The organism is Saccharothrix sp. HUAS TT1 (assembly GCF_040744945.1).
Lineage (GTDB): Bacteria > Actinomycetota > Actinomycetes > Mycobacteriales > Pseudonocardiaceae > Actinosynnema.
Genome location: NZ_CP160453.1, coordinates 5,334,483 through 5,360,381, shown reverse-complemented (window position 1 = coordinate 5,360,381; position 25,899 = coordinate 5,334,483). Strand labels below are relative to the sequence as shown.

23 protein-coding genes and 1 pseudogene are annotated in these 25,899 nt (G+C 65.3%); 10 read left to right on the top strand and 14 right to left on the bottom strand.

Translation table 11 applies throughout. The features are described from left to right. Positions 1 to 4: 4 nt before the first annotated feature. From AB0F89_RS24330 to AB0F89_RS24310, 5 genes are read right to left on the bottom strand one after another with little or no spacing between them, the layout of a single operon-like run. Entirely contained in the window at positions 5 to 2,098 is a 2,094-nt protein-coding gene (locus AB0F89_RS24330; RefSeq protein WP_367127887.1) for a cell division protein FtsK, read from the bottom strand. Further along, positions 2,095 to 2,706, bottom strand: a complete 612-nt coding sequence (locus tag AB0F89_RS24325; RefSeq protein ID WP_367127886.1) for a hypothetical protein — start codon at positions 2,704 to 2,706, stop codon at positions 2,095 to 2,097. Before AB0F89_RS24325 ends, AB0F89_RS24330 begins: the two co-directional genes overlap by 4 nt. Further along, positions 2,703 to 3,035, bottom strand: a complete 333-nt coding sequence (locus tag AB0F89_RS24320) for a hypothetical protein (RefSeq protein WP_367127885.1) — start codon at positions 3,033 to 3,035, stop codon at positions 2,703 to 2,705. Before AB0F89_RS24320 ends, AB0F89_RS24325 begins: the two co-directional genes overlap by 4 nt. Next, the gene (locus AB0F89_RS24315) at positions 3,032 to 3,361 is read right to left on the bottom strand and encodes a WhiB family transcriptional regulator (protein WP_367127884.1); all 330 of its coding nucleotides are present in this window, start codon (positions 3,359 to 3,361) and stop codon (positions 3,032 to 3,034) included. The genes AB0F89_RS24320 and AB0F89_RS24315 overlap by 4 nt, the downstream gene beginning before the upstream one ends. Next, positions 3,358 to 3,552 carry a helix-turn-helix domain-containing protein gene (locus AB0F89_RS24310; protein ID WP_367127883.1) on the bottom strand — a complete coding sequence of 65 codons (195 nt, stop codon included), beginning with the start codon at positions 3,550 to 3,552 and terminating at the stop codon, positions 3,358 to 3,360. The genes AB0F89_RS24315 and AB0F89_RS24310 overlap by 4 nt, the downstream gene beginning before the upstream one ends. A 167-nt stretch (positions 3,553 to 3,719) precedes the next feature. Here AB0F89_RS24310 and AB0F89_RS24305 point away from each other — a divergent pair, with 167 nt between their 5' ends. From AB0F89_RS24305 to AB0F89_RS24295, 3 genes are all read left to right on the top strand, one after another. Beyond that, positions 3,720 to 4,103: a helix-turn-helix domain-containing protein gene (locus AB0F89_RS24305; RefSeq protein WP_367127881.1), complete on the top strand. Its 384-nt coding sequence runs from the start codon at positions 3,720 to 3,722 to the stop codon at positions 4,101 to 4,103. 136 nt (positions 4,104 to 4,239) lie between these two features. Further along, positions 4,240 to 5,811 (top strand): transcriptional regulator, encoded by a 1,572-nt coding sequence (locus AB0F89_RS24300; protein WP_367127880.1) that lies wholly within the window; start codon positions 4,240 to 4,242, stop codon positions 5,809 to 5,811. Beyond that, entirely contained in the window at positions 5,808 to 6,158 is a 351-nt protein-coding gene (locus tag AB0F89_RS24295) for a hypothetical protein (protein WP_053714951.1), read from the top strand. The genes AB0F89_RS24300 and AB0F89_RS24295 overlap by 4 nt, the downstream gene beginning before the upstream one ends. Here AB0F89_RS24295 and AB0F89_RS24290 read toward each other — a convergent pair. The 7 genes and pseudogenes from AB0F89_RS24290 to AB0F89_RS24260 all read right to left on the bottom strand — a co-directional run. After that, entirely contained in the window at positions 6,147 to 7,703 is a 1,557-nt protein-coding gene (locus tag AB0F89_RS24290) for a transcriptional regulator (protein WP_367127879.1), read from the bottom strand. The genes AB0F89_RS24295 and AB0F89_RS24290 overlap by 12 nt on opposite strands. Positions 7,704 to 8,031: 328 nt before the next feature. After that, entirely contained in the window at positions 8,032 to 8,532 is a 501-nt protein-coding gene (locus AB0F89_RS24285; RefSeq protein WP_367127877.1) for a hypothetical protein, read from the bottom strand. A 46-nt stretch (positions 8,533 to 8,578) separates the two neighbouring features. Further along, positions 8,579 to 8,914 carry a hypothetical protein gene (locus tag AB0F89_RS24280; protein WP_367127876.1) on the bottom strand — a complete coding sequence of 112 codons (336 nt, stop codon included), beginning with the start codon at positions 8,912 to 8,914 and terminating at the stop codon, positions 8,579 to 8,581. Further along, positions 8,892 to 9,113 (bottom strand): YccF domain-containing protein, encoded by a 222-nt coding sequence (locus AB0F89_RS24275; RefSeq protein WP_367127875.1) that lies wholly within the window; start codon positions 9,111 to 9,113, stop codon positions 8,892 to 8,894. The genes AB0F89_RS24280 and AB0F89_RS24275 overlap by 23 nt, the downstream gene beginning before the upstream one ends. Before the next feature lie 1,231 nt (positions 9,114 to 10,344). Beyond that, the gene (locus AB0F89_RS24270; protein ID WP_367127874.1) at positions 10,345 to 12,210 is read right to left on the bottom strand and encodes a DUF6119 family protein; all 1,866 of its coding nucleotides are present in this window, start codon (positions 12,208 to 12,210) and stop codon (positions 10,345 to 10,347) included. A 565-nt stretch (positions 12,211 to 12,775) separates the two neighbouring features. Next, on the bottom strand, positions 12,776 to 13,063 hold the full coding sequence (locus tag AB0F89_RS24265; protein ID WP_367138990.1) for a hypothetical protein: 288 nt from the start codon (positions 13,061 to 13,063) through the stop codon (positions 12,776 to 12,778). Positions 13,064 to 13,204: 141 nt separating this feature from the next. Beyond that, positions 13,205 to 13,641: pseudogene (locus AB0F89_RS24260) on the bottom strand (recombinase family protein); the annotation flags it as partial. 135 nt (positions 13,642 to 13,776) lie between these two features. Here AB0F89_RS24260 and AB0F89_RS24255 point away from each other — a divergent pair. The 6 genes from AB0F89_RS24255 to AB0F89_RS24230 all read left to right on the top strand — a co-directional run bounded on the left by AB0F89_RS24255 (position 13,777) and on the right by AB0F89_RS24230 (position 22,508). Beyond that, entirely contained in the window at positions 13,777 to 14,061 is a 285-nt protein-coding gene (locus tag AB0F89_RS24255; protein WP_367139177.1) for a hypothetical protein, read from the top strand. Positions 14,062 to 14,877: 816 nt separating this feature from the next. After that, positions 14,878 to 16,362, top strand: a complete 1,485-nt coding sequence (locus tag AB0F89_RS24250) for a DUF3375 domain-containing protein (protein ID WP_367127873.1) — start codon at positions 14,878 to 14,880, stop codon at positions 16,360 to 16,362. Next, positions 16,349 to 17,008: a DUF4194 domain-containing protein gene (locus AB0F89_RS24245; RefSeq protein WP_367127872.1), complete on the top strand. Its 660-nt coding sequence runs from the start codon at positions 16,349 to 16,351 to the stop codon at positions 17,006 to 17,008. The genes AB0F89_RS24250 and AB0F89_RS24245 overlap by 14 nt, the downstream gene beginning before the upstream one ends. Further along, a complete protein-coding gene (locus AB0F89_RS24240) occupies positions 17,005 to 20,484 on the top strand; it encodes an ATP-binding protein (RefSeq protein WP_367127871.1) in 3,480 nt (1,159 codons plus the stop codon). The genes AB0F89_RS24245 and AB0F89_RS24240 overlap by 4 nt, the downstream gene beginning before the upstream one ends. Before the next feature lie 8 nt (positions 20,485 to 20,492). Beyond that, positions 20,493 to 21,776: a Wadjet anti-phage system protein JetD domain-containing protein gene (locus tag AB0F89_RS24235; RefSeq protein WP_367127869.1), complete on the top strand. Its 1,284-nt coding sequence runs from the start codon at positions 20,493 to 20,495 to the stop codon at positions 21,774 to 21,776. A gap of 69 nt (positions 21,777 to 21,845) precedes the next feature. Beyond that, on the top strand, positions 21,846 to 22,508 hold the full coding sequence (locus AB0F89_RS24230; protein ID WP_367127868.1) for an IS3 family transposase: 663 nt from the start codon (positions 21,846 to 21,848) through the stop codon (positions 22,506 to 22,508). On the opposite strand, the gene AB0F89_RS24225 is transcribed toward AB0F89_RS24230, so the two are convergent. Together AB0F89_RS24225 and AB0F89_RS24220 are read right to left on the bottom strand one after the other, a co-directional pair. Beyond that, positions 22,482 to 22,805, bottom strand: coding sequence for a hypothetical protein (locus AB0F89_RS24225; protein ID WP_367127867.1), 324 nt, complete (start codon positions 22,803 to 22,805; stop codon positions 22,482 to 22,484). The two genes, AB0F89_RS24230 and AB0F89_RS24225, sit on opposite strands and share 27 nt — an antisense overlap. A gap of 82 nt (positions 22,806 to 22,887) precedes the next feature. Continuing rightward, positions 22,888 to 23,637 carry a hypothetical protein gene (locus tag AB0F89_RS24220; RefSeq protein WP_367127866.1) on the bottom strand — a complete coding sequence of 250 codons (750 nt, stop codon included), beginning with the start codon at positions 23,635 to 23,637 and terminating at the stop codon, positions 22,888 to 22,890. 617 nt (positions 23,638 to 24,254) lie between these two features. Between AB0F89_RS24220 and AB0F89_RS24215 the strand changes: the two genes are divergently transcribed. After that, positions 24,255 to 25,691, top strand: coding sequence for a DnaB-like helicase C-terminal domain-containing protein (locus tag AB0F89_RS24215; RefSeq protein WP_367127865.1), 1,437 nt, complete (start codon positions 24,255 to 24,257; stop codon positions 25,689 to 25,691). Positions 25,692 to 25,899 lie beyond the last annotated feature (208 nt).

Below are 25,899 nucleotides of genomic sequence, written 5' to 3'. Positions count from 1 at the left end.
GCGGTCATGCCCGATCACCGGCCTGCAAGCCGATTTCATCAGCGGCCACCCGCTCGACAGCCGCCCGGATGTCCGCCGTCAGGTAGCCACGAACACGCCGTGAGGTCTCCCCGTCCGGCACGTACTGCCGCAGCGGCTTGCACCCCAGCTCGCTCATCTCGCGAGCGAACGTGGCTGCCTCGACCTCCAGCACCTCTACCAACTCCGACGTGGGCACGAACTCGCGCTCGTCCAGCCCCTCGCCGAGGTAGTCCACGACTGCCGCCAACGGCTCCGGCAGGTCCACGACCCACCCATCAGTCGTCCCGCTCACGATCGCCTTGACCACCGACGTCGAGTCGATCGGCCGCGGAGCATCGTCGCCAACCGCATGACCGGCGAGCGTGCCCACAGCTTCCCTCAGCGCTCGACCACGCGCACAGATCACCCGCCACTCGGCGTTCGGCATGTAGTAGGTCCGCACGGTCATGGCGATCATGTCCGCGCCGGCTTCCGTCTCGCCGTCCGGCCGCAGGATGCCGACGCCCTTGTGACTCGGCAGCAACGTCGAAGCGTCATACCCACGCGTGTTCATCTGCTCGCCGAGCACGATGTTCGAGTCACGCCAGTCCATCACCCGCAACGCAAACCGCGAGCCGAGCACCGCCCGCAGCCGGGACGGGATGGTGTTCGAGTCCGGCCGCTGAGTGGCCAGGATGACCACCACACCGGCCGTCGGCCCCTTCCGCACGAGGTAGGTCAACAGGTCAGCGATGTACGCGCCGAGGGTGGTCTTCTTGCCTCCCACCTGCTCACGCGTCGGGTTCTCCAGGAACACCTGTACCTCATCGATCACCACGCCAGTGATCGGCATCCCGAGGTCCGCATCCCGCGAGATGACCGGCGTGATCTTCGACTCCGGACACACCTCATCGTCCAAAGTGGCCATCCGCGCATACCGAGCTTGCACCTCTGCCACCAACTCCACGAGGTGATCCCGCACGTCGTACGCGTGCTCAAGCTCGTCCCCGCACACGTACCGGTAAGCGATCTGCTCGCCGGCCTCCCAATCCTTACCGCCCTTCCCGTCGAACACGTACAGCCGCGCGTACGCATCCAGCACCAGCCCTGCCGCAGCCAACCGAGTAGCAAACGTCTTGCCCTGCCTGGGAATCGCACCGACGAGCAACGACGTCCACACCAACGGAAGATCAATACGTCGGTTCCGCGCATCCCGTCCGAACGGCACCGGCCGCCATGCGTCCCACCGCTCCACATCCAGCAACGGCGTCCGCAACGGCGGACCCGCGTACGGGTCGTCATCGGCCACCCACAGGAACACCCGGCCCGCGTGCCCACCGCGACCACGGACCCGCTCCACGATGAGCTGTACCTCGTCCACCGCCAACGCGGATGCCAGCGCGTCCCGGTTCTTGATGACGTCCACAGCCTTCCGCGTGGCCGGAAGATCAACCGTGACCGCCCAGCCCTCCCCCACGCGCGCCGCGCGCTCGACCAACCGCAAGGTCTCGTCCTTGCCGATCAGCTTCGCGTCCCGGAACGCGTCGACCAGGACTTGCGGGTCCATCGTCCACGTGAGCGTGCGCGGACCGGACAACACCGCTTTACGTCCTGGCGAGCCGTCCTTCCGGCGTCCCACGATCGCCAGCGTCACCGATGCCAGCCCGGCAGCGCTCCACATGGCAATCCCGCCGTAGAGCACGTACAGCACGAGCAGCGCCGCCGAGACAGCCCCGAACACGGCACCGGTCACCTTCCACCGGAACAAGGTCAAGGCGCGGATCTCCACGAACTTGTCCGCCAGCTTCTCGGACTGCTCGGCAGCCTCCCGGTAGTCCTTCACCCGGACCCAGCGCCGCCACGCGCGAGCCGCCACCACCGCTCCCCTGCCGACTCCGCTCAGGAGCTGGCCCGGCAGCCGCACGAGGGAAGTGAGGATTGTGTTTAGCCAATACTGAAGTGATTGTGACGACTTCAACTGTGGCGGCACGGCGCGCGCACGCTGCCAGCCGCTCCCCAGCCGCCGAACCAACGATCGAGGTTCACCGACCACCTCTCCTTCGAGCACCGGCTCAGCGGGCACCAGGTCGCCGTTCATGAACGGCCCCCGTCCTCGGCGAGCGCCGCTGCGAGTCGTGACGACAACCCACGCGAGCACCCGGTGACCTCCCGGACCCACGCCGGCGTCACCTTCACGTCCGGCGTCCGCGCCGCCCGAGCCACGGCGAGGTAGTCCGCGAACGACGTCCGCGGAGCCGAGGGCGCCGGTGCCGGCGGAGCGCTCGGCACGGCGTTCACGGCCGCGCCAAGCTTGTCCCGCAACTCCGTGACCGCCTCGGCAGCCACGAACACGACCAACGGCGGCACCGAGTGCAGCACCACGAGCGCCGCCGAGCCGGCCACGAACGCACTCCAGGTGTTCATGACGTACGTGGCAGCGAGCGTGAACCACTTCGCCGCCCGCACCCACCCGCCCATCCGGACGCCATATCGGGCCGTGACCTGCTCGGCCCGAAGGATCGCCAGCAACACCAGCGACACCATCGGATCGAGCAACCAAGCCGCAGACCACGCGAGCGACCACACCGGAGCACCAGCCGCCGCGAACTGCTGGACGTTCGTCATCGTGAACGCCAACCCGAGCAAGATCCCCGTCCAGCACAACCGGTCAACCTGTCGAGCCACCCGCTCAACCGGCTCACTCATCGCCGCTCACCTCGCCGCCGAGACGGCTCGTACGTCGTCACGGTCAGCGCCCGCGTCAACGTGTACGACGCGAACAGCGCCGGCACGACGAGCACCGCTAGGAGCAACCACCCGTCACCGCGATGGGTGATCACCACCCACTGCACCAGCACGATCAACACCGCGTTCACGGCCACCCGACCGGCGAGCGACACCAACCGCGCACTCGTCCTTGCCGCACTCGCGGCGGCCTTCGCTCGCCGAGCACCAGCCCGCCAGACGAGCAGCAACATCAGGACCACGCCGAGCCCGGCGAGCAGTTGCGTCGGCGTGAGGCTGAGAGCGTTCATGAACCCGACCCCCTCTCGACCCGTTCACCGCGTTGCAGCCAGTGCGGGCGCAGTTCGCGCTGGTCGTCGGCAGCCAGTCCGCCCCACACGCCGACCGCGTCCGCACCGGCCGTGCGCAACGCCAGTTCCAAGCACTCGTCCCGCACCGGGCAGCCAGCACACATGCGCGCGGCCAGCTCCCGATCGGTCATCTCCTCGTCCACCCACGGCGGCAGGTCCGGGAACGTCTCCATGCACAGTCCGTCGCGTTCCACGACCAGGGCCAGCACCGCGCTCGGCACCCACCGGAGCCGGTCCAGCTCCCAAGCGATCGAGACCAGGTTCACGGCGTGCCTCCCGAACGGGGCTCGCCGAGCAGCCGCACCAGCACGCTCGCCGGGATGACGAACCGGCCGCGCCGCCGCACCAGCGGCAGCCTGCCGAGCCGAACGGCGCGGCAGAGGGTGGACGGTTCGACGCCCAGCAGCCAAGCGGCCTGACGAACCGTGTAACCGGAAGAAGGCAGAGAAGTACGCATCAGAAAAGCCCTTCGACTTATCGAGCTGACGATTTCAGCTCTATATTGCTGATTTCAGCGCAAGGGAAGGCGCGTTTGATCGCACCCGGCGCGAAATGCGCCGTGTCACGTCACGGAACAGCGGAAGACGGCTAATCTCAGCGCTGAGGCGGAGCGCGGAGGAATACGTGTCGGAGGATTGGGCGGCAGTCGCCAAGGCCATCAACCAGCGCGTGAACGAGCTGGGTTGGCGTCAACGGGAGCTTGCGGAACGCTCGCACGTCTCCCAAGCGATCGTGCGCGAGATCCAGCACCACACGGTCGAGCGCCGCCGCAGCCCGCGGACCCTTGAGTCCCTGTCGACCACGCTCGGTTGGCACCCGCAGCACCTGGACTCCGTGCTGCACGGCCGAAGGCCACCGGAAGCCGACGAGCCGATCATCAACCCGACCGACAGCCTCTGGTCCCGTTTGGACGGTTTCGAGCAGCGGCTCAACGACATCACCGACCGCCTCGACGACCTCAAGTCGGACCTCTCGACCGTCATCGAACACGTCCGCGACCGCCGCTAGCGCGATGCATTTCCGCTGGTGAAGCGAGCTGTTTTCCATGGCTCAATTCCACTGCGGAAGCGCCTTCGGCCCCATGCATCACCGATGCACATCCAGTGCACCACCAGTGCACATCGCTCCGGGGGATAGCGAGAAGATGAGCCAGCACGAGGGTTGGACCGGCCGAACCGCCAGCGCACTCCAGGCAGCCATGCGCCTCACGAACGAAGCGTTCGCCGAGCACCTGGGAATCGCCGTCCGCACGGTCGCCGGCTGGCACCAGAAACCGGACCTCAAGCCGAAGTCCGAGATGCAACAACTCCTCGACACCGCCCACGACCAGGCGGACCCAACGGTCAAGGCCAGATTCGCCGCCCTGACCGCCGAACCGAAGCTCGACCTCCCGGACGGCTCGGCAGCCGACGCCGAACTACGGCTCAGCTCCGACCCGAACATCGTCGCGGCGCTCGACTGGCTCGACCAGCACGCGGGCTGGGAGCCGGGAACGGCACGGCGTGACGTTGCCGCCCGCCTCGTCCGCTTGGACGTCCGCGCGCTACAGGACCGAGGCGTCCGCCGGGGACGGGTGAACCAGCGCGACACCGCCCGCGCGCTCGCCGCGTACTACGGCGCGACCACCACCGGCCACGGCCGCTACGCCGCCCGCTTCGGCTCCACCACCCGCGCGTCCACGACCGTGTTCACGCACCCGGACTGGCTCGACCTCGACTGCCCGCTCATCCCAGCCCACGACCGGCTCAAGCTGTCGACCGTCACCCCGAACGATCACCAGACGATGAACGAGGAGAGCGCCGGACACGCGGCACAGCGGCTCGCCGAAGCACTGGCGCTTGGCAACCGCATGGTCAACATGCCGCTGTACCGACTGCTCGACGTCGGCGTGAGGAAACACGCGCTCGCCGGCTCCGTCGGCGTGACGAACTTCGTGGGGTACGTGGTGACGATGGACCTGCTCGAAGGCGAGCTGGTCGACGCGCTCACCACCGACCAACCGATCAGGCCCGGCGCTCTCCCCCTCCGAGACGCCTACCTGCCCGAACTGCCCTCGGTCCTCGACGTCTTCGGCCGCATGTGCGCGGGCGGCACCCTGGCCTTGACCGCAATCGCACGACCGGCCGACCAGTTCCGAGGCGAAGCGGACTACCTCCTGCTGGTCCAGGAACGCTCAGGCCACGTCATCAACGCCGCGCGCCGCCTGGCCGTGATCCCCAAGGGCTTCCACCAGCCACTGACCGACTACCGGGCCGATGCCCAGATCGGCGCGACGCTCCGCCGCGAGATGGAAGAGGAGCTGTTCGGCCGTGACGACATCGACAACACGATCGGCGACCAGCGCCACGCCGACCCGATGCACCCGACCCGCCTGTCCGAGCCGATGCGCTGGCTGCTCGCCGAGCCAGGTCGTCTGCGGATGGAGTGCACCGGGTTCGGCCTGAACCTCGTCAGCGGCAACTTCGAGTTCGCCAGCCTGATCGTGGTCGAAGACGAACAGTTCTGGACCGAGTTCGGCGGACAAGTCCGTGCGAACTGGGAAGCAGCGAACCTCCGTCAGTTCTCCAGCCTCGACACCGACAGCCTCGAAGAACTGACCAACGATGTAGCGTGGAGCAACGAAGGACTGTTCGCGCTCCTCCAGGGCCTCCGCCGTCTACAGCAAATCGGCGGAAGTCGCGTGAACCTGCCAACGATCGAATGGGAGACAGAGTGACCGCCAACTGGCAAGCCGGAAACGCCAACGAAGACGGCGCGGTGACCCGCGGCTGGCTGGTAGGCCACTTCATCGACCCGTCCGAGGGCGTCCGGTCCCAGAAGGACGTAGAGGTCAAGTGGTTCAACCACCCGGCGGGCGACAAGCGTGTCGAGTGGACGTCCGACGATCAGCGAACCACCCTGGTTCTATTGGTACAGGGCAACTTCCGCGTCGACACCACCGAGGGCAACACCACCATGACCCGCCCCGGCGACTACGTGATGTGGGGTGCCGGCGTCGACCACTCGTGGGAAGCGCTCGAAGACTCGACCGTCCTCACGGTCCGGTGGCCGTCACAGACCTGACACTTCGATTGCCGGTAGCTTCACCCGCCGGCCACCGATCTCCGCAAGCCGCCGTAGTCCCTGGAGCAACGCGAACAGCCCTTCGTTGCTCCAGGACTCGTGCGTCACCAAATCGGTGATCAATTCGTCGTCAAGGCTCGAATACAACCGCAATCCCGACGCTTCCCAGTTGGCCTCAACCGCCCCACCGAAGCGTGTCCAGAACTCCTCGTCCTCGATGACCACAAGACTAGCGAACTCGTAATTCCCGCTTACCAGATTGAACCCGAACCCGGTGCATTCCATCCGCATCCTGCTCGGATCTTCGCGCAGCCACCTCATCGACGCAGACCACCGCCCAGGGTGCATCGGCGCAGCCACGCGGCCCTCCCCCGCCGTGGTGTCCACCTCGTCGCGGCCGAACAGCTCCTCCTCCAACTCTCGGAGCAGCGTGGCGCTGACCCGAGCGTCTGCACGCACATCGGTCAACGGCTGGTGGAAGCCCTTCGGTACAACGGCCAACCGCCCGGACGTGTTGAGCACATGCCCAGACCGCTCCTGCACCAGCAGCACGTAGTCCGGCGCCCCACGGTACGGATCACGCGGACGAGCGATCGCACATAGCGCCAGCACACCGCCTGCGCACACGCGTCCCGGCAGGTCGAGCACTGCATCGAGATTCGGCAAGAACTCGTCCCGAAGCGGCAGCGCACCCGTTCCCGCGCCCGACACCACCGCCTCGACCAGCTCGCCTTCGAGCAGATCCGCCGTCAAGGCGTACTCGGCGAAGTCCACCAGCCCCACCGTGCCCTCGATGGCCGAACCGACGTCCACACGCAGCAGCCGGTAGAGCGGCAGGTTCATGACCCGCACGTCCAACGCGGCCCACTCAGCGAGCCGGTCCACAGCCGCTTCCGCCGCCACTTCACTCAGGGCAGCGCGCGGACCATCACGGCGGCCGGCGAGCACCAAGCGGTCGTTCTCCGCCGTCAACGAAGCGGGCTGATCAAGCCACTCGGGACGAGCAAGGATGCTGGTCCTGACGTCTTCGCCACCACAACGCACGCGGTACATGTCGTGCCCAGCGACTCCACGTCGGTAGTACGCGCGGAGCGCACGAACGATCTGCTCCCGACTCACCCTCGCGCGCCGATACCGCCGGTCGACCAGCGCGCCTGCCTCGAACGTGGAGAGCTTGGCGTGAACCCTCGCTCGGCTCTCCTCTGGTGCCCACCCGGCCCGCTCGTCCAACCAATCGGCCATGTCAGCCAAGTCGGCGTTCGCACGCACGTCCACCTTGCCGACGTCGTTCCCCGCGGACCCAGCAGCCGAGGGTTCCGCCAACAGCTCGTGGATGCTGGTCCGGAAGATCTTCTCCAACAGCCGAGCAGTCACCGGCCGGACCGGACCGAGCGGCTGACCGGACGACCTCCGCCCCGCAGCCAGCCTGTGGAGGTGACGCAAGCTGATCGTGCCGGGTTCTCCAGCCTCCCGCGCGAAGACCTCGACGTACTCGGCGAACTCCTCCAGCGTCTGCTGTCGGTCCCAAATCTTCTGCTCAAGCACCGTCCGCGCCGTCCGCATGACCACCTCTCACCGGCTGATTCTGCGCTGACAAGCCGTTGATTTCAGTGTGTCACGACGTAGCTGCTACCCGTCCCGAGCCCCGTCCCACCACGCCAACCCGTCCCGACCGACGGGACACCTCACACACTGGGTCTGACCAGCGCAAACACGCCACAGTGACGACCGGGACGGGACACTCCAACCCGTCCCAAACGCACGAAACGGCCGTGCACGATGCCATCCGAATGGATGGTTCGCACACGGCCGTCCCGTCCCAAGGGTGCCGGGGGAGGCATCCGGCACCCCATGCCCAACCGTCGGGGCGCGGTCAACGACGGTTGGAGGTCTCCAGCGCCAACAGGTCCGCCAAATCCGGACCGCTCATCAACTCGCCACACTCGGCAGGCGACACGAGCCACTCCGCCTTGTGCCCTTCCACCACGGCGGGCGGCAGCGGCAGCATCGAGCCCCGAGGAAAGACCAACCTCTCATCCAGCCCCTCCGCCGACGACACCACGAACACCGCCGACTCGATCATCAACCCGAGCGTCGGAACCGGAAGCATCACCACCGGCGTCGGCGACGCCCGGAACGCCTCCGAATCGACCACCCGCCGCGCCAGCTCAGGCTCCACCACCACCGCAGCCATCAGCTTGCCCAGCACAGCCAACGCCGACCGCGTGACCCCGCCGTCCGACACCGGCCACAGCCGCCGGACCTCCTCCGGGTCCAGAGTCGCCATCGCAGGCGACGCCAAGGCGAGCGCATCGCACTCAGCGTTCGTAACCGGATCAACATAGGAGTCACCGACCCACAGCGCCCCCGGCACAACCGGCCACCCACGCCCGACGCATTCCAGCGCCGTCTCCAGCCCGTTACTCGTCACCCTTGCCCCCGACCCAGAAGATCCGAGGGTTCGCACTCCCACCGGCCCGGTAGAAGATCAGCGCGTTCTCCGCCGACTGGAGCCCCATGCGCATCCCACCGTGCACGCTGATCACCTCGACCCCCTTCTTGGTGGTCATCCCCCACGCCATGATCTGCAAGTCCTCCGGAGGCCCGAACGTCTCCTGCACCACCGCGAACACCCGCGGAGCCTGATCGTCCACGAACTCCTGAACCTCACCGACGACCTTCGGGTCATCAAACAGCGAGACGGGCTTCTCCCCACCCTCTCCCTGTTCGCCGTCACTCACCAGCGTCACCGTCATGACTGCCTTCCCTCTGCTCCTCACGGATCAGGCACACCTCATCCCGCGCCCAAACCGCCACCTGTGCGTTCTTCTGGCACTGCCGCGCGTACCGCCTACCGACAGTGACGAGGTAGAGCAGAGGGATCACGAGCCACACCAGAAACAGCACGATGCCGCCGGAATCACTCGCCAACTCACTCCACACCATGACCATCACCACCTCAGACGATCCGCTGTCAACAGATTGGCCAGCGGTCCAGTCAAGGTGAATGACCCAGCAGCGACCTAAGAAGACTCACGGGGTCCGATCATCCCTCAGATCCACTAACCACCTGATGCACCCAACCGACACAGGATCGGATATGCAGACGTTTCGGCGACCGCTCGTAGACGTCGCTATACGAGATCAAGCGCCAGCGCCGTGATGCGTCCGGCCACCAGCCGTCATGAGCGCGATCAAGAAGGCAGCGACGGCCCTGACGACCATCACATGGAGAAAATCCCTCCACGACGACTGCCTGATGACGTACGATGTTCCAGAGCTCGACAGAACCCTGCAGAGGTCTTAACAATGGGATTCACGCGACACCTTGGCAAAGGAAACGAAGTCCAGTGAATTGGATCAATCTCGCACCTCTCGTAACTGGAAGTGTTTCCGCACTCGCGGGTGCCACGGGCGCCGTCGTTGCCGCTACAGCACTAAAACGCAATCGCGAAGATCAAGCACGGCGGGATGCCGCAGGCTTGCACAGCTCCGCACATATCGTCGAAGCAGGCCGAGGAGATGGAAACGCAGGCGAAGAGCACGAGCCCATTGGCCATCACCACTGGATGATCGTAAAAGTTGCCAACGCATCCGCACATCCATATTACTCAGTCGTGTGCTCACTATACGTCTCCCTAAGAGACAAGAGGTTCGCAGCTTTTATTGACACCGTTCCACCAAACAGTGTCCGTTACGCGAAGCTATTTAGGGTCGATGGTTGCGACACTGTCGCCTTTACCAATGACACTCTAGTGGATACAACGTTCGTCGATAGCCAAGGACGTGGCTGGTATCGAAATTCGCAGGGTATCCTTAGGCGCCGGAAATTTGTTCGAAGGTGGCGCCACGCGACACTCTGGGATCGCCATCATCGAGGCTTCGCACTCCATCAGATCTCCGAAAGGCAGGAGAAGGGCGCCGACGGCTACGAGTGGAACGTAATTCGCGACAGTTGCGGAAAACTGGTTGACGTCACACCGTTTTCTATTCCCCAATCCGAAAGGCTCGAAGACAACGAACTGCTATAAACAACGTTCGATTACAAAGAAGCTTCAGAACCTCCACAAGTTTCGCACCAAAATAGGTAACTCACGTGGCTCACACGTGTCGAGTGCCAACCGGACCAAACCAGTTAACAGAGTTCAACTCCATCGCAGCACCTAAGGTCGCCTTACATCCTCAGCTAAGCCCCCTTGCTCGTCGAGTACTTCGTGTGAGCCAAGCGAAAGTCGTACCGATTCCGTTTCATTTCATTCTTAGTCGCCAAGATCTCCCTACGCGCGATGTGGGAAGTGAGCCTGTTCTCCTGGAAGTCTTCCGCGACAAACGTATTGCGGGTCGAACACAGGACGACATAAATCAAGTCATAGTCGAACCAAGACAAGAACGCATCTTCAGAGACACCTGCGTTTAGTTCATTTTTACTCCATTCGTTCCGATAGTAGTTGATCAAGACATCCTTACCCTGCTCGCGGTCTTTCGAGATGACGTCTGCCGAGACGGTTATCTGGGAGCATGCGTCACGCATCTTTGCGGCGAATTCTTTTTTCACATGTATGATGTATAGCTTCCTGTTTTCGTCGTCAACCTTCAGTAGGTCAAAAAGCTCAACCTTTCCGCGGTCGACCTTTGCGAATATCTCGTCACCAAAATAGAAGTCGTTCTCTTTCGCCTGCGCGATGTTGAAGTCCCGTTCAGAACCACCAGCCCAAGGCAAGAACTCCACATCTGGTCCAAGCAAGACCGGCCGTTCGCGACTAAATACTTCCGCGATGAAGTCCCGCTTCAGGTTTTCAAGGAAGTCACCAAAACTTCGATACCAGACTTTGTCGATACGAAAGTAAGTCTTTCCTTCGAAGTCAACTTGACCGTGAAGGTACTCAAAGAGCTTGCGTCTGATTACTTTAGACTTGTCGTCCGGATCAACCCTGTAACTAAGGGTAAGGGTAATGAAGTGGTCGTAGAAGTCTTTCCGGTTTTCAAGAAATCTGCACAGCCTGTTCTTCAGAACCGGAAGCAGCTCGTCGATGGTTGGCGGACTGTCGCCAATCCTGTCTCGACCGAGCTTGAATTCCGACGCAGCCTTGAATGAAATAATCTCGTAGGGGTCAAGGACATCCACATCCGGCACTTCGTCGACGAGCAATGCTAGACGCACATTCTCGACGAACTCTTCGCAGAGGCTACACGTCAAGTCTTTATCGTTCTTGATCGGGTAAAGGTTGTCGAGAAAAGAAAGCTCTTTGAGATGTTCCGGAGTCGGCTCCGGGAGACTTTCCAAGGCTTTGACTAGCTCACACACGTCTGAAAGACCCAGCTTCTGTCGAAGCACGAACGCAGATTTGATCTCCACCGCAGGCGGCCTTTCCGGATTGATGAAGCCGCGCAGGGGACTTCCTTCCGGAAGACGCTCGGCGTCGAGGCGCCCAACAAGCTTCTTCCAAATCGTATCCATTGCTTCACTTTTGTCAATGGAATACGTGTGTCGATACGTTTCAGCCCGACTCGTCCTAGAGCCAGTCATATCACGCACGTCGGCAGCGGTGAAGTTATTCGAGATCAGCCGCTTAGCCATGTCAAACGGGAAGCTGTAGTCGACAAAATCTGCGATTATATGGTGACCGCCGCCGGAAGTGATTGCATATAGAGATGAGTCCGTGCTTATGAAGAGGCAAGCATCTACCCCTTGGACAGCGAACCTTTTCGTGTCCTCGGGCTGCATTAGATAATCTTCCACGAACGGCAGTAGGCCTACGCCGAAGTTAGGCCTTACATATAGTTCCAGTTTTATCTTTGACTCGGATTGCCTAAGCGGTACCAGAACCAACGACTGCTTGGTAGAACCTTCAGTGATCAACGCCATTTCGTAAGCTTTGATCACCTCATCAAGGCGCCCTTTTGGTGTCTCACCATCCGCAACTACGATCTTCCAGATCGCGTTGTTGGACCGCTTGATGTTCCGCCGCGTGCTTGTACTTGTTGTGTTCACTTTGGCGTCCGATGCAGCAGTGTCCGCGACTTCGCTCGACTCCGAATCGGCGGCCGACATAGCTTCCTCCCGTGGACCTTGAGCGTGGCTAGCTACCCACTCTGTCGCTTCAAAGCCCGGAAGTGATACCGATTACACCCTATTGTGCTGCATCGTCGAACGTATGATCGATCCACTAGCTAATGGCTTAGCCAACTTTGTCGGTTTAGTAGCGAGTCGACCACGGAGGGTGGCCGGGTTGGCCTCAGTCAATCTCCGGCGTCGAAGCCTATCGGCGTTCAAAGAGAGATATTCATCTTAACTGCCATCGCTGCTAACGGTGACAAATATCGGTCGTTCGGTTCGTGTTCGAGGCGCTGCGTTCGCCTTGATCGAGCAATCAAGGCGAACGCAGCGCCCCTAGAGATAGTTAGCACGATTACCGAAAGTCAATGCGTGTGAATAGTGAACAAGTCGCTCCTCGGACACAGTTTGCCCACGCGTTGCGGTTCCAGTTTATCACACCGCACCGCGTGGGCAAATCTATTTCGGCGTGTCGGACGAGCTTCCTGCCGACGGGTCGACGAACCGCCATCCAGCGACGCTGCGCTCACACGTTGCCGCAGGTCAGCCCCCGTGCGGCCGGTCAGACCAGGCGTCGACCCCGGCGGACCGGCAAGGGTGGCCCCTCGACAAGGGCGACCACGGCTGCGTCACACTGCACCAACTGTCCCTGGGCGCGCAGCCGCTCGGCGAGACCGTCCTTCCCGGCGCCTACGAGGTCCGCGAACTCGGGCAGGGCGGCCAACCGTTCCAGCAGGCAATCCTCGCGCCAGTACAACCTCTTCGGCGCGTCCGCCGGCCGCGTGTGGGCACTGGTGTAGCCGTGACGGCACCGGTAACCGGGACGGCCGTGCACCCAGTGCGAGTCCATCCGCCGACCGCACACACCACACCGCACCAACCCCGCCAACACGTACTCCGCCCGGTGATCCACATCGTCGGGACGGGTGCGCACCACCTGCGCCGCGGTAAAGTCACGCACACTCACCAGCGGCGTGTGCGCCACCTCCGACGAGATCGCCCACTCGGCGGGCAGATTGAGCCGCTGCCCCGGACGCCCGGTGACCACGTCCACGTGATCACGATCATTGGCCACCCGATTCCACACCTGACGCCCCGTGTAGCGCGGGTTCTCCAGGATCGTCGCCACCGTCTGCACGGTCCACCCCTGCCCGACCGGTGCCGGTTGCGGACCCGGTCCACAGTCGACGGACACGGCACACCCCGCTCGTTGAGCTCCCGCGCGATCCCCGCAGCACTACGGCCTGCCAGCCGCCGCGCGAAAATCCACCGCACATGCGGCGCGGTCACCGGATCCGGCTCCAGCCGCACCGCCCGCCGCCCCCACCGCGCATGCGACCGATTCGGATGCGGCCCGCCGTCCGCCAACCGGTACCCGTACGGCGGCCGACCACCCAGATACCGCCCCAACTCCGCCTGCGCCTTCATCGCCGCCAGCGCCCGATTCCGCGCCCGGATCACCTCACGCAGCGACTGCGCCCCCAACTCCCGCATGTACCGCCGCTGATCCGGATCCTCCAGATCCACCGGCCCGCCCACCTCCGGCAACCAGACCTGGACACCGTGCCGCTGCAACAACGGCGCCAACTCGTCGAACTGCCGCCCGCAGAACGCCCGCTCGTACTCCCCCACCACGATCGCGTCGAACCCACGATCCGGATCCCCGATCGCCGCCAGCAACCGGGCCGCCTCCGGCCGGTTGCACCACCGACGCCGCCGCGACGCCCCTCGTCGAAGAACGAGGCCACGACCGTCCCGCGCCCCTCGACCAACAACGTCGACATCTCCAACTGCCGCAACCGCGACGACGCCTTGTCCTGGTACTCCGACGTCGACATCCGACCGTAGAAGGCGAACCGCAACCCCAAGTGCACATATGGATCCTGCGACCGCCTCCGCTCACCCCTGCCTTGCTCGGCCTGCAACCAACCCGCCAATAGATCCACATCCGACACCGACACGGCCACCCCTCCACCCAGTCCGCCAACCAATACGATGACCAGGCACCCAACTGACAAGATGACGTCGGTCCAGGAACGTCCGAACAGGGCAGCAACTACAGTCAAATGCAGTAATGGCCATCCAGCCATTTGGCCACCAACGGCAGCCACGTGCATGGAATTACGAGGCTACACGGGTGATTCTGCTCCAAACGGAGTACGCCACCCTCTCGTTGGCCCCTACCTTCGAGCTCCCCGAGACGGCATGACACTGGTGGTCGTGCATCATCAGAGTGAAGGCATCACGCGACCCGACTCGCCGAGGAGACCGGACTCCATCCGTGCACCTTCCGTCGGTGACGCCGGTCCCCATTGACCGTCGTCACCGTTCAGCTTTCCGCAAGTATGCGACCATCGAGTGACACCCCAGCGACGGAAGGATACAAAAGGAAAATGTTCACTTCCGGTACGGCTCGGCACCGGACCGCGTGGTGCCCGAGCCAGGTGGTCGCCCCTGCGGCAGATGCGAGCCCACACATGTGCTGGAAGCCGCTCTCGCGTCGCGCCGCCGAGGACGGTAACGTTCTCGGCGTCCGGGCCGATGAGATCAGCAACCGTTGTGCATTCCTGTTTGTGCACAGCAACCGGTTCAAAGAGGTGCAACATCGACCATAAAGATGGATCCGGGAGATCGGTGCCACTGCCTGGACCTTCTGTCGCTCCCGTGGTATCGCTGCTCCACGACCAACTGGTCGAGTATCGACGCAAACATCCCGCGTGGCGGCTGCTTCGCGCCGACAACGCACCGTTGATCCTCGGATTCCTCAGCACGACGTTCCTTCAGCCGAACGTGCGCCGCATGCCAGGGCCGGATCTCGTCGAAGCGCTCGAGGCGTACCTTTCCGACCTGCGCCGCAGTCAACCCGACACTTATCCGCGCACCGCCGAGACGTACCTGGCCGAGTGGTCGGACCCGAGGGTGGGTTTCCTCCGCAGAACGGTCCCGGCCGGCTCCGAGCACCCGTACTACGAGCCGACTGCCGCGGTCGAACTCGCTGCGGGATTCTGCCGCGACCTCGGACCGCGCAGATTCGTCGGTACCGCCTCGCGGCTGTTGACCATTCGTGATCTCCTGCGACAGATCGCGGTCGGTTCCGAGACCGACCCAGGCGCCCGGATCGCGGCACTGGAACGACAGCGTGCCGAAATCGACGACCAACTCGCCGCGATCCGCGCGGGCGTGGACACCCGCCTCGAGCCGGCGGCAGTCCGCGAACGGTACCAACAGGTTGTGCTGACCGCTCGAACGCTGCTCGGCGACCTGCGCGCGGTCGAAGACAACTTCCGCGAACTCGACCGCAGCGTGCGCGCGAAGGCGACGACGTGGGACGGACCTCGCGGCACCTTTCTGTCCGAGGTGTTCGGTTCCCAACAGGAGATCGGCGCCACCGACCAAGGCCGGAGTTGGACGGCGTTCTGGGAGTACCTGCTCTCGGCCAGCGCTCAGGATGAACTCGCCGAACTGCTCGACGTGGTCGAATCCCTGCCGTCACTACAGGGCTGGACCGGCGAGGCAGAGCAGGTCCTGCGCAACGACTTGTTCACCGCCGCAGAACTCACCCAGCGCACCATCGCGTCCCTGTCGAGCCAGCTGCGCCGTTTCCTCGACGATGCGGCATGGGCAGAGACGCGCCGCATCAACAAGCTGCTGCGGTCCGCTCTCGCAGCTGCGTCCCACGCACGTGACAGATCGGACGGGCCGCTGCTGGGTGCGGAGATCGACGGGCTGCGCGCCGACATCGCGTTGCCCCTGGAGCGGCCCCCGTACACGCCCAGGACGACCACGGAGATCGACGTGGACGAGGACGCAACCGTCAACGACGCCGAACTCGACGTGAGCGAGTTGCTCGAACTCAGCTACGTCGACCTGTCCGCACTCCGTGAAGCGGTTGCGCGCACGCTCGCCGCGCATTCGGGTGTGGCAAGCCTGGGCCAGGTTGTCGCGGAGCACCCGCTGACCGAAGGGCTCGCCGAGTTGGTGGGGTACCTCCAGGTGGGCACCGAGGACGATGCCCGGATAACCGATGCCCGCGAACAGATCTCCTGGGACACCGACGGCAGGAACCGGGTCGCCGAGATGCCGATGCTCCTGTTCACCGACACCGCGGGCCGCCCGACGTCCTGGAAAGGCGCCGATGAGCGCCACTGACGAGAGCCTGGAAACAGGGCGTTCCGTCGCCACGGCCAGCCTGTTGCGCGGCGTCGTGTACCGGGAGGAGAACCAGCGCGCGTGGACGGCCATCAGCAACCAACGCGTCCGCGTGATGCTGCTGGACTACTTCGCGGTTCTCGGGCTGACGTTGGTCGTCGACGAAACCGAACAGTTCGCCTACCTGCGCAGCCTTGAGGAGCTGCCTGATGGAATGCCGCGACTCGTGCGCCGGCACGCGCTCACGTACCACGCGACGGTCCTGCTGGTCCTGCTGCGTCAATACCTCGCGCAGGCGGACACCGAGGGGGACATCGCCCGCGTCCTGGTCACCCATGCCGAACTCGTCGAGTCCTTACGGGTGTTCCACGACAGCAGCCACACCGACGACCGCATCAGCGCCGACATCCGCGTCGTGACCGAGCTCGGGTACCTGCGCAAGATGAACAACACGGACGAGCAGACCTACGAGGTGCGTCGCGTGGTCAAAGCGGTCATCACCGGCGACTGGCTCGCCCGGTTCCGGGACCAGCTCCTGGGGACATCCACCTCTTCCGAAAGTACGGGCGAGAACACCAGCGGCAACAGCTCCGGCAGCGGTCCCGTTCCCTCGTCGAACTCCGCGACGGACGAGGAGGTCATATGAGCGTCGTGTCCGGTACCAACGCGCCCACCCCAAGCAAGCCCGACAACACAGCGACCGCGTCCATACCCGCAGACAGCTCTCCCCCTTCATCGCCGGCGTCCACGGCCGGTACTCGGCTGCGGCGTCTCCAGGTCTACAACTGGGGCACCTTCCACAGGAAGGTGTGGAGCCTCGACATGGACGGCGGCAACTGCCTGCTCACCGGCAACGTCGGCGCGGGCAAGTCCACCATCGTTGATGCCCTCACCAGCCTGCTCTGTCCACCGCACCGGGTCACATTCAACCAAGCCGCCGGTGCCACCCGCAGCGAACGGACACTGACCAGCTACGCGCTCGGGCAGTATCGCAACGTCGTTGACGAGACCACGGGCATTCAACGTCCCGAGTTCCTGCGGGCACACACCGGCACCATGTCCGTGGTGCTGGCCACTTTCGACCGCCACCGCAGCGGCCACGTCAGCGCAGGTCTCGTGCTGACGTTCAAGGACTCCGCGTCAGCACCGACCAAGACGTACTTCACCGCGCCGCTCGAGCTCGACGTGCGCGAGCACCTGCTCGGTCACGGCAACCTCAGGTCGCTGCGCCAGGCGCTGCGCGCGGCCGGAGCCGCGCCACACGAGGACAACTTCGCTGCCTACCAGCGCGACCTGTGCCGGCTCTTGAACGTCAGCAGTGGCGGACTGGCGCTTTTCGCGCAGACCGTGTCGATGAAGCAGGTCGGCAACCTGACGGATTTTGTCCGCGCCCACATGCTCGACGCCGCCGACATGAGCGGCTCGATCGAGCACATGCTCAGCCACTACGAGGACCTGACCGTCGCCCACGACCGCGTCGTCGACGCGCGAGAACAACTGGACGCACTGAACAAGGTCGCCGAGGAAGCCATCCGGTACGAGCGGACGCGCCTTCGTATCGAGATCGCCGAACAGGTCAGCGCAGCCGTCCCACAACACGTGGACAACCTCCGCTACAAGTTGCTGACCGAAGTCGTCGGAGAGGCCGAGCGGTTACTGCCAGGCCTGCGATCCGCAGTCACGAGGACCGAGAGGGCGCGCGAAGCCGCTGCACGGCGACAGTTGCAGCTCAACGTCCAACTTAATGCCGCAGGGGGATCGCAGTTGGACGCGGCCGAACGCGACGTGGTCGAAGCACGCACCAAGGTGAAAACGGTCGCCCGAGCCTATGGCGAGCTCAAGGACCTCGCCCGTCGAGCTGGTGTGGAGGCGCCGCACGACGTCGGCGACTTCGGACAGTTCCGCAGCGATGTCGCCGCGGTGCGGGCCAGTCTCGCGGAGCAGGCGAAAGACCTCAAAGAAGACCAGTTTAACGCTTACCACGCGGTCAAAGTCGCACGCGACGAACTCACCGCGCTCGACGCGGAGCTCAAGGCCGCCCGCGAGCGCCCCAGCAACATCCCTCCGGACAGCGCTGCCCTGCGGGACGCCATGTGCGCCGAACTCGGGTTGAACTCGGAAGAACTCGTGTTCGCCGGTGAGATGCTCACCGTGGCGGAGGACGAGCGCGAATGGGAGGCGGCCGCCGAGCGCCTGGTCCGGCCGTTCGCGCTGTCGCTGCTGGTGCCCGACCAGCACTACAGGCGAGTCGCCTCGTGGGTCGACTCCCACCACCTGGGCCGGCGACTGGTGTACTACCGGGTCGACACTGACGCGCCCGCCGGGCAGCAGCCCAATGCCCGGAGCATGGCTGCCAAGCTGCGGGTGCGCCCCGGTACGCAGTTCACCCGGTGGGTCGCCTGGCAGATCACCAGCCGCTACGGGCACGTGTGCGTGCACGACGTGTCCGAACTCGAGCACCACCCCAGGGCTGTGACACGAGCCGGGCAGATCCGTGACGGCGCGCGGCACGAGAAGGACGACCGGCAGCGGGCCGATGATCGCCGCTATTACGTCCTGGGGTGGGACACTGCGGCGCGCCGTGCGCGTTTGGCTGAGCTTCGTCCTCACCTCGTTCAGAACCTCGCCAGGGCTGAAGAGGCGGCCAACTTGGTGAACCAGCGCGGTGGTCAGCTGTCCGAGCGCGAGTACGCGGCCCGCATGCTGGACGAGAAGTTCACCGTCGCCGCAGACATCGACCAAGTCGCGGCCCGCGAAGCTCTGCGTCAAATCGAGGAGCACCGCGACTCGCTGGCGAATTCCCCGGAGATCGCCGAACTGCGCGAGCACCTGGCGCAAGTCGAGCGTGAGCTCCGAACACTCGGTGACGAACTCGAAGGCCGCAAGAAGGCCGTCTGGCAACGGGAAAGCGCGCTCGACCAGGCGACAACCCGTCTCGCGTCCATCGCCGTCGCCGAATTGGAGTTGTCCGACGCTGTTCGGTCGACCTGGGAGGACGTCCTCGCCAGCGTGGGACAGGTGCCGCACGAGGTGTCGGCCTGCGACGCGTGGGAGCGCGCGTTGAACGACGAGCTGCGGCGCCGCACCACCAGCGCGTCCGAGACGCTCGCCCGCATCGGCCGTGACCTGGCTGCGGCGATGGGCGAGTACGCGAGCGGATGGCCTCAGATCTGCACCGACATCGACCCCCGTGACCTGGAGAACCGCCACCGACTGCTGGAGATCCGCACCCGCTTGGTCGAGGATGACCTACCCCGGTGGGAGGAGAACTTCAAGGAGCAACTCGAACGCAACGCGATCCAGGAGATCGCGGTCTTCCACCGCAAACTCGAGACCGAGGCCCGCAAGATCAGCGACCGGCTACAGATCATCAACGACGCTCTCGGACGGATCGACTACCGCGCGGGCACCTACATCCACCTCGTTCCGGACCCGTCCCCCGACCCCGTCATCAGGCAGTTCCGAGCCGACCTGCGCGATATCACCGCCGGTGCCATCGGTGCCGACGACGACACCTACTCCGAGGAGCGCTTCCTGCGCGTGCGAGCGTTGTTGGACCGGTTCACCGGTCGTGAGGGAGCCACCACGCAGGATAGGACCTGGGTGTCGAAGGTGACCGACGTGCGGCAGTGGTTCACCTTCGCCGCCGCTGAGCGCACTCGCGACGAAAACGCCCTGGTGGAGCACTACGCCGACTCCGGCGGTAAGTCCGGAGGACAAAAGGAGAAGCTCGCGTACACGATCCTGGCGGCGTCGCTGGCCTACCAGTATGGGCTCGCGGAAGGGCGGGATGACGCCTTCCGCCTGGTCATGATCGACGAGGCGTTCGGTCGCGGATCGGACGCCTCGACGACGTTCGGCCTCGAACTGTTCACCTCGCTCGGGCTCCAGATGCTGGTCGTCACACCGTTGCAGAAGGTCCACACCATCGAGCCGTACGTGTCCGCGGTCGGATTCGTCCGCAGCCACGACGAACGAACGTCCAGCGTCATCAGCCTGTCGATCACCGACTGGCGCCACACCCGCGAGACCGGCCGAGTCCACCGCACCGGCATTCACGGTGGGCAGGACTCCGGTGTGCGCGGCGACGACGGACCGACCCTCGTCCCGTCGGCCGGTTAGCCGTGACCATGAGCCCACGCGAGCACGACGAGCAGCCGGACACCGTCAGTTCCAGGGGTGCTCATACGGTGGAGCCGGGGTGGTCCCAACCTTCGACGATCACCGAAGCCGCTCGGCGCGCGTTCGACTCCGGCGTCCTGCTGCGAGCGCTGCACAACGCGAACGCCCGAGAGCAGACCTTTCCGATGAGGATCAGGCTGCGAGGCCCCGGCCGCGATGAGATCGTGGACCACTTCGCGGCGGCCAGCGCCTGGACGCGAAAGCTGCGGGACGACGCCCGCGACCGCGGGTGGCGGCTGGCGACCAAAACCATCACCTCGCGCACGTTGGGACGGCAGGAACTCCCGGCCGTCGCCTGGCTGGACAGCCCTGAGATCACACTCGGATTGCTGGACGCGCCCACTCGTCGTCAGGCTGCTCGGTTCGCCGACCTCGTGGCCGCCGCCCGGTGTCTCGAAGCGACCGCGCCCGATACGGCTCGTGCTGCGCTGGTGGTCGCCCTCGCTCGGCCGCACTCGGTCCTCGACGCGGCAGATGACTGGCCCGCGGCACTCGCGGTGTGCGCCTGGGTGGTCGAACACCCTCGGCCGGATGTCGACGTGCGGCAGGTCCCGGTCCCCGGCGTGGACACCAAGCTGCTGGAACGGCGTCGAGGGTTGGTGAGCACACTGCTCGACGAGTGCCTGCCCGAGCAGGCGATCGACACCGGTGCCACCACCTTTGAGCAGCGGTACGGCTTCGTGACCCGTGACCGCCAGGTCCAGCTTCGTGGAGCCGGTCGGGCCTTAGGCGTGCCTTGGGCCGATCATGCGAACGTCGCGTGGCCGCTCTCGATCCTTGCCGGCTTCGACCCGCTCGAGGCTGGCATCTCCGAGGTCGTCCTGGTGGAGAACAAGGTGTCGTTCGCTGCCGTGCCGACCGCGGTGGGGCGACTGGTCCTCTTCGGTGGTGGCTATGCGGCCGAGGACACCGCCGCACAGGCACCGTGGCTGGCGCAGGTGCGATTGCGGTACTGGGGCGATATCGACACGCACGGGTTACGAATACTGGCGAGGTTGAAACGTTCGTTGCCGCACGTCGAATCCGTCCTGATGGACCGGAAGACGCTTTTGGAAAACCGGGATAAATGGGGCTCTGAACGAGCACAAGCCGAACCCGAGGACGTCGATACGTTGTTGACACGGGACGAAGCAGAGTTGCTCACGCAATTGCGCGACGGGACCTGGGGTGTCGGGGTGCGATTGGAGCAGGAACACATACCCCTGGTCGATGTGCGTGAAAAGCTTGCATAATTCCTGTGCCGCTCGAAAAGTCATCGTCGCTGGTAGAGCGAAGCTGCACCGTCTTGAGAGCATGGCCGGGTGATCGTGTGCCTACTGTACAAGGCGACCCGGAAGCTGCTGTCCGTCCCGTCAGCGGTGCTGCGTAGCGAGGCGGCCAAGGACGCCGAATTGCTCGTGCTGCGGCACGAGAACACGGTCCTTCGTCGGCAACTCGCAGGTCCGGTCCGTTACGAGCCTGCGGACCGGTTCTGGTTCGCCGCTCTGTCCAGGGTAGTGGACCGTCGCCGTTGGCCAGAGATCTTCCCGGTCACGCCGGGCACCCTGCTCGCTTGGCACGGCAGGTTCGTGGCCCGCAAGTGGGACCACTCCACGCGGCGACGTACCGGGCGTCCGCTGACACGAGCGGCGATCAAGACACTCGTGCTGCGGCTCGCCAGAGAGAACCCACGGTGGGGTCACCGACGGATCCAGGGCGAACTGGCCCGCCTCGGCCATCGCATCGCCGCCTCGACGGTCTGGCGGATCCTGCACCACGCGGGCATCGACCCGGCACCCCGCCGTGCCGGTCCGACCTGGCGGGAGTTCCTCACCGCCCAGGCCCGTGGCATCATCGCGGCGGACTTCCTCCACCTCGATACCGTACTCGGCAGGTGCCTGTACGCACTGGCATTCCTCGAACACGGCACCAGGCGCCTGCACATCACCGACGTCGGATCAGTCCTCGTCCTCTTCGGTATTTAGGCCGTCGTCGGTGTCCTCTTCGGGCATGAGTGCGGCGCGGATCCCCTCTCCCACGTCGTTCAACTGCTCGACGGGGATGGTGAGCTCGCCCTCGTAGACGCGGTGGTGTCCTCGCGCGGTGATCCGCCAGGTGCCGCGCAGCTCGGTGAGGTCGGGCGCGTGGACGACCAGGGCGAAGTCGTCGGGGTCGGTGTCGTGCACGCTTCGGGGACGCAGCGCGTCCAGCGTCACGGTGAGCGTCGTCGACCCGTCATTGCGGTACAGCACCCCGATCCCCGTGGCGGCCGGACGGAACACGTCCCCACCTAGGTCAGGGAACACCACCGAGGAGTGCGGATGCGCAGCACGGTGCCGTGTCCGGCGTAGCCCGCGAGGTGGTTCAGAACGGCCGGCCAGGCTTGCCGTACCTCCTGCTCCCAGGACTCGACCTCCGCCAGGAACTGCTCCGGATCGCGACGGTCGCCGAACGCGAACGCGGTGGGCCAGGCGACCCGGCCGGTAGCACCGGCGCGGATCCTGGCGCGGGCCGATGCCTCGCCGAGCCGCTCGCGATCGCCTGGAGGTAGTCCTCCAGCACCTCCTCGTAGCCGTGCGGGTGCCGCACCGCGCGGCCGACGACGGCCACGTCCAGCTCAGCGGTGACGGTGTACTGTCGGCTCCGGTCGACCATCGCGCGGATCTCCGCGCCCTTGGCCAGTCGGGTCTCCCCGTCGGCCCGGACGAAGATGGCCCCGTCGGTCAGCTTCTCGGGCCCGTCGCTCAGGCACGTCCACAGACCGCCGGTCGGCGGGTCGATGACGATGACGTCCCTGCCCTCACCCGCGGGGATGCGCTCGAAGTCCCACCGTGGGCCGGGCGTGCCGGTGTAGCGGGCGACGAACCGGGCCAGCTCCATCGCCTCGAACGGCGCGATGCCGGTGACCGCGCCGGGAGCGACCCCGAGGACCATCAGGGCGTGCCCTTGGAGGTAGCGGGCCGCGGTGTCCGGGTCCCGGTTGGCCGCGCCGAGGATGAACTTGACCACCTTCGTCCGGCCAGCCGTCCCGGTGAGGTCAACGTCGGACTTCAGCTCCAGGAAATGCCGCTCGACCCGGTCGTCGGTCCTGCTGAGAGCGTCGATCAGCGCCATCCATTCGATCTGCCCGCGCGGAAGCACCGAGAAGTCCATACACACCCATCCCGAACCCAAGGTCGAAGGCAACGGAATCTACCGGCCGCCACCGGCAACGACGCCGGGCAGACCTGGTCCACCACCTTGACGCAGTCGGTACTGCGCGAACCGCCCCACTCCGGCCACGGCGCGGTCCCGGCCGCGACCAGGACGGACGGGAGGACGCAGCAACTGGCGCACGCGGTCGCCCCGAGCGAGGTCAGGCGGGTGGCCCCGCGGCGGGAACGCGGGTCGGGGTCGGCAGTTCTGGGTATCGGCGGGCCCTTCGTCGGTGATGTCGGAGAACGAGATGGGGTAGGACGGAAGTAGTCGCCCATGATCGCGCCGTGCTCTCCGGCGAGCCTGTAGGCGACTTCCGGCTGCCATGTCCGCGAGGTGCGCGGGTCCTGGTATCCGCGACTGGAGGCTCAGCCGTAGAACAAGAAACGCAGGACCGCGATGGCAGTGGCATCCACCGCCGGCATACCCGGCAGGGTGGCGGCCGATGATCCACTCGGGGAGCGTGGCAGTGAGGACACCTGCTGTTGTCCACCTACCGGCATGCAAGCTGATGCCCTGAGGTGGTAGAAGATCCCGTGCGCTACATCGACACCGTCGTCACCGGGTCCACGTTCGAGGACTGGTTGCTCCCGCGTTTGACCGAGGCCGACGTGGCGACGATCCGTACCGGATTCCTCACCTTGTCGGCGGTGGACACCGTCGAGCAGCACCTGCTCGGACTACTCGACCGAGAGGGCCAGGTGCTGATCGTTGCGGGCGGCGCCCCCGACCAAGCCGACCCGGACGCGCTCGTCCGGCTGAGCGAGCTTCTTGCGCCCTACGGGGACAGGGCCGTGCTGCGGGTCGTGGTGAACCCCGAGGAGTTCCAGAACGCCAAGACCTACCACCTCCACTTCCCCGACAGCCACGCCGAGGCGTGGGTGGGGTCGGCGAACCTCACCCGCGGCGGCCTGACCGGCAACCACGAAGCGGCCGTGACCCTGGACTCCCGCGACCCGGCCGAAGCCCCGATCGTCGACGACGTGCTGGCCGGAATCGAAGCGTTCCGCGACAGGCCCGGGACGACCGGCGTCTCCGAGGAGACCAGGCTGCTGCTTACGCGACGCCGAACCACCCGCCGACGGCCCGGCGCCCAGCGGGTCGACATGGCACCGTCGATGGTGTTGGAGGACTGGCTTCAGGACGCGATCGACCGCATCGACGCCGTCGCGTCCCGCGACGGTCTGCCCGTCGGCGTTCCGACGCCGTTCGCCGACCTGAACGAGCTGACCGGCGGACTGGCACCCGGCACGTTGACCGCAATCGGCGGCCGGCCGAGTTCGGGACGCAGCACGCTGCTGCTCGACTTCGTGCGCCACGCCACCATCCGGCACTCGCTGCGCAGCGCGCTGTTCTGCCTCGACCAACCCGGCATTGACGTCGTGCAGCGAATCCTGTGCGCCGAAGCGTCGATCAGACCCGGTGACATGCGCACCGGGCGGATGTCGGACGAGAACTGGACGAGCCTGGCCCGGCGGGTGACCGAGGTGCACGAGGCACCGTTGATCCTCAACGCCACACCGTCGGCCGACCTCGACGCACTGTGCGAGGAGGCCACCGCCCTGGCCCGTGACGAGGCGCTGCACCTGGTGGCGATCGACCCGCTCAACATGGTGCGGGCAAGGACGGAACCCGGCGCAGGACGGGAACGCGAGGTGTCGGTGGTGACACGTCGACTGAAGACCCTCGCGCTGGACCTGGACATCCCGATCGTGGTGACGTGCGAGGTCGGGCGTGCCGTCGAGGGCCGCCTGGACCATCGTCCCCAGTTGGGAGACCTCCGCGAGTCCGACACGATCGCGCAGGTCGCGGACACGGTCGTGCTGTTGCACCGTCCGGACCAGTACGAGTACGACGACCCGCGTGCCGGCGAAGCGGACCTGATAGTCGCCAAACACCGCGGCGGCCCCACAGCCACCGTCACCCTCGCCCACCAGCTGCACTACGCACGGTTCACCGACCTACGCGACTGATCACCGCATGCTTTGTAGGTTCTCAAACTTCCGTGGCAGATTCTCAGTCCTGACGGCAGGGTGTGGCAGGTCTGTCACGGGAGTGAGAATCCGCAGGTCAGATCCATGTGTCCTGTCCGGACGAAGGTGGCAGTGTTCGGACCTGGTTGGCGGAGTTACTGTAGTGGTGGAGTTCGGGATACATGACGGGCCGGTGCCTGCGGCACCG

Coding starts and splice junctions, on each gene's coding strand:
- AB0F89_RS24330 (WP_367127887.1), bottom strand. CDS start 2,098: ATGAACGGCGACCTGGTGCCCGCTGAGCCGGTGCTCGAAGGAGAGGTG.
- AB0F89_RS24325 (WP_367127886.1), bottom strand. CDS start 2,706: ATGAGTGAGCCGGTTGAGCGGGTGGCTCGACAGGTTGACCGGTTGTGC.
- AB0F89_RS24320 (WP_367127885.1), bottom strand. CDS start 3,035: ATGAACGCTCTCAGCCTCACGCCGACGCAACTGCTCGCCGGGCTCGGC.
- AB0F89_RS24310 (WP_367127883.1), bottom strand. CDS start 3,552: ATGCGTACTTCTCTGCCTTCTTCCGGTTACACGGTTCGTCAGGCCGCT.
- AB0F89_RS24300 (WP_367127880.1), top strand. CDS start 4,240: ATGAGCCAGCACGAGGGTTGGACCGGCCGAACCGCCAGCGCACTCCAG.
- AB0F89_RS24280 (WP_367127876.1), bottom strand. CDS start 8,914: ATGACGGTGACGCTGGTGAGTGACGGCGAACAGGGAGAGGGTGGGGAG.
- AB0F89_RS24270 (WP_367127874.1), bottom strand. CDS start 12,210: ATGTCGGCCGCCGATTCGGAGTCGAGCGAAGTCGCGGACACTGCTGCA.
- AB0F89_RS24265 (WP_367138990.1), bottom strand. CDS start 13,063: ATGGACTCGCACTGGGTGCACGGCCGTCCCGGTTACCGGTGCCGTCAC.
- AB0F89_RS24245 (WP_367127872.1), top strand. CDS start 16,349: ATGAGCGCCACTGACGAGAGCCTGGAAACAGGGCGTTCCGTCGCCACG.
- AB0F89_RS24240 (WP_367127871.1), top strand. CDS start 17,005: ATGAGCGTCGTGTCCGGTACCAACGCGCCCACCCCAAGCAAGCCCGAC.
- AB0F89_RS24235 (WP_367127869.1), top strand. CDS start 20,493: ATGAGCCCACGCGAGCACGACGAGCAGCCGGACACCGTCAGTTCCAGG.
- AB0F89_RS24220 (WP_367127866.1), bottom strand. CDS start 23,637: ATGGCGCTGATCGACGCTCTCAGCAGGACCGACGACCGGGTCGAGCGG.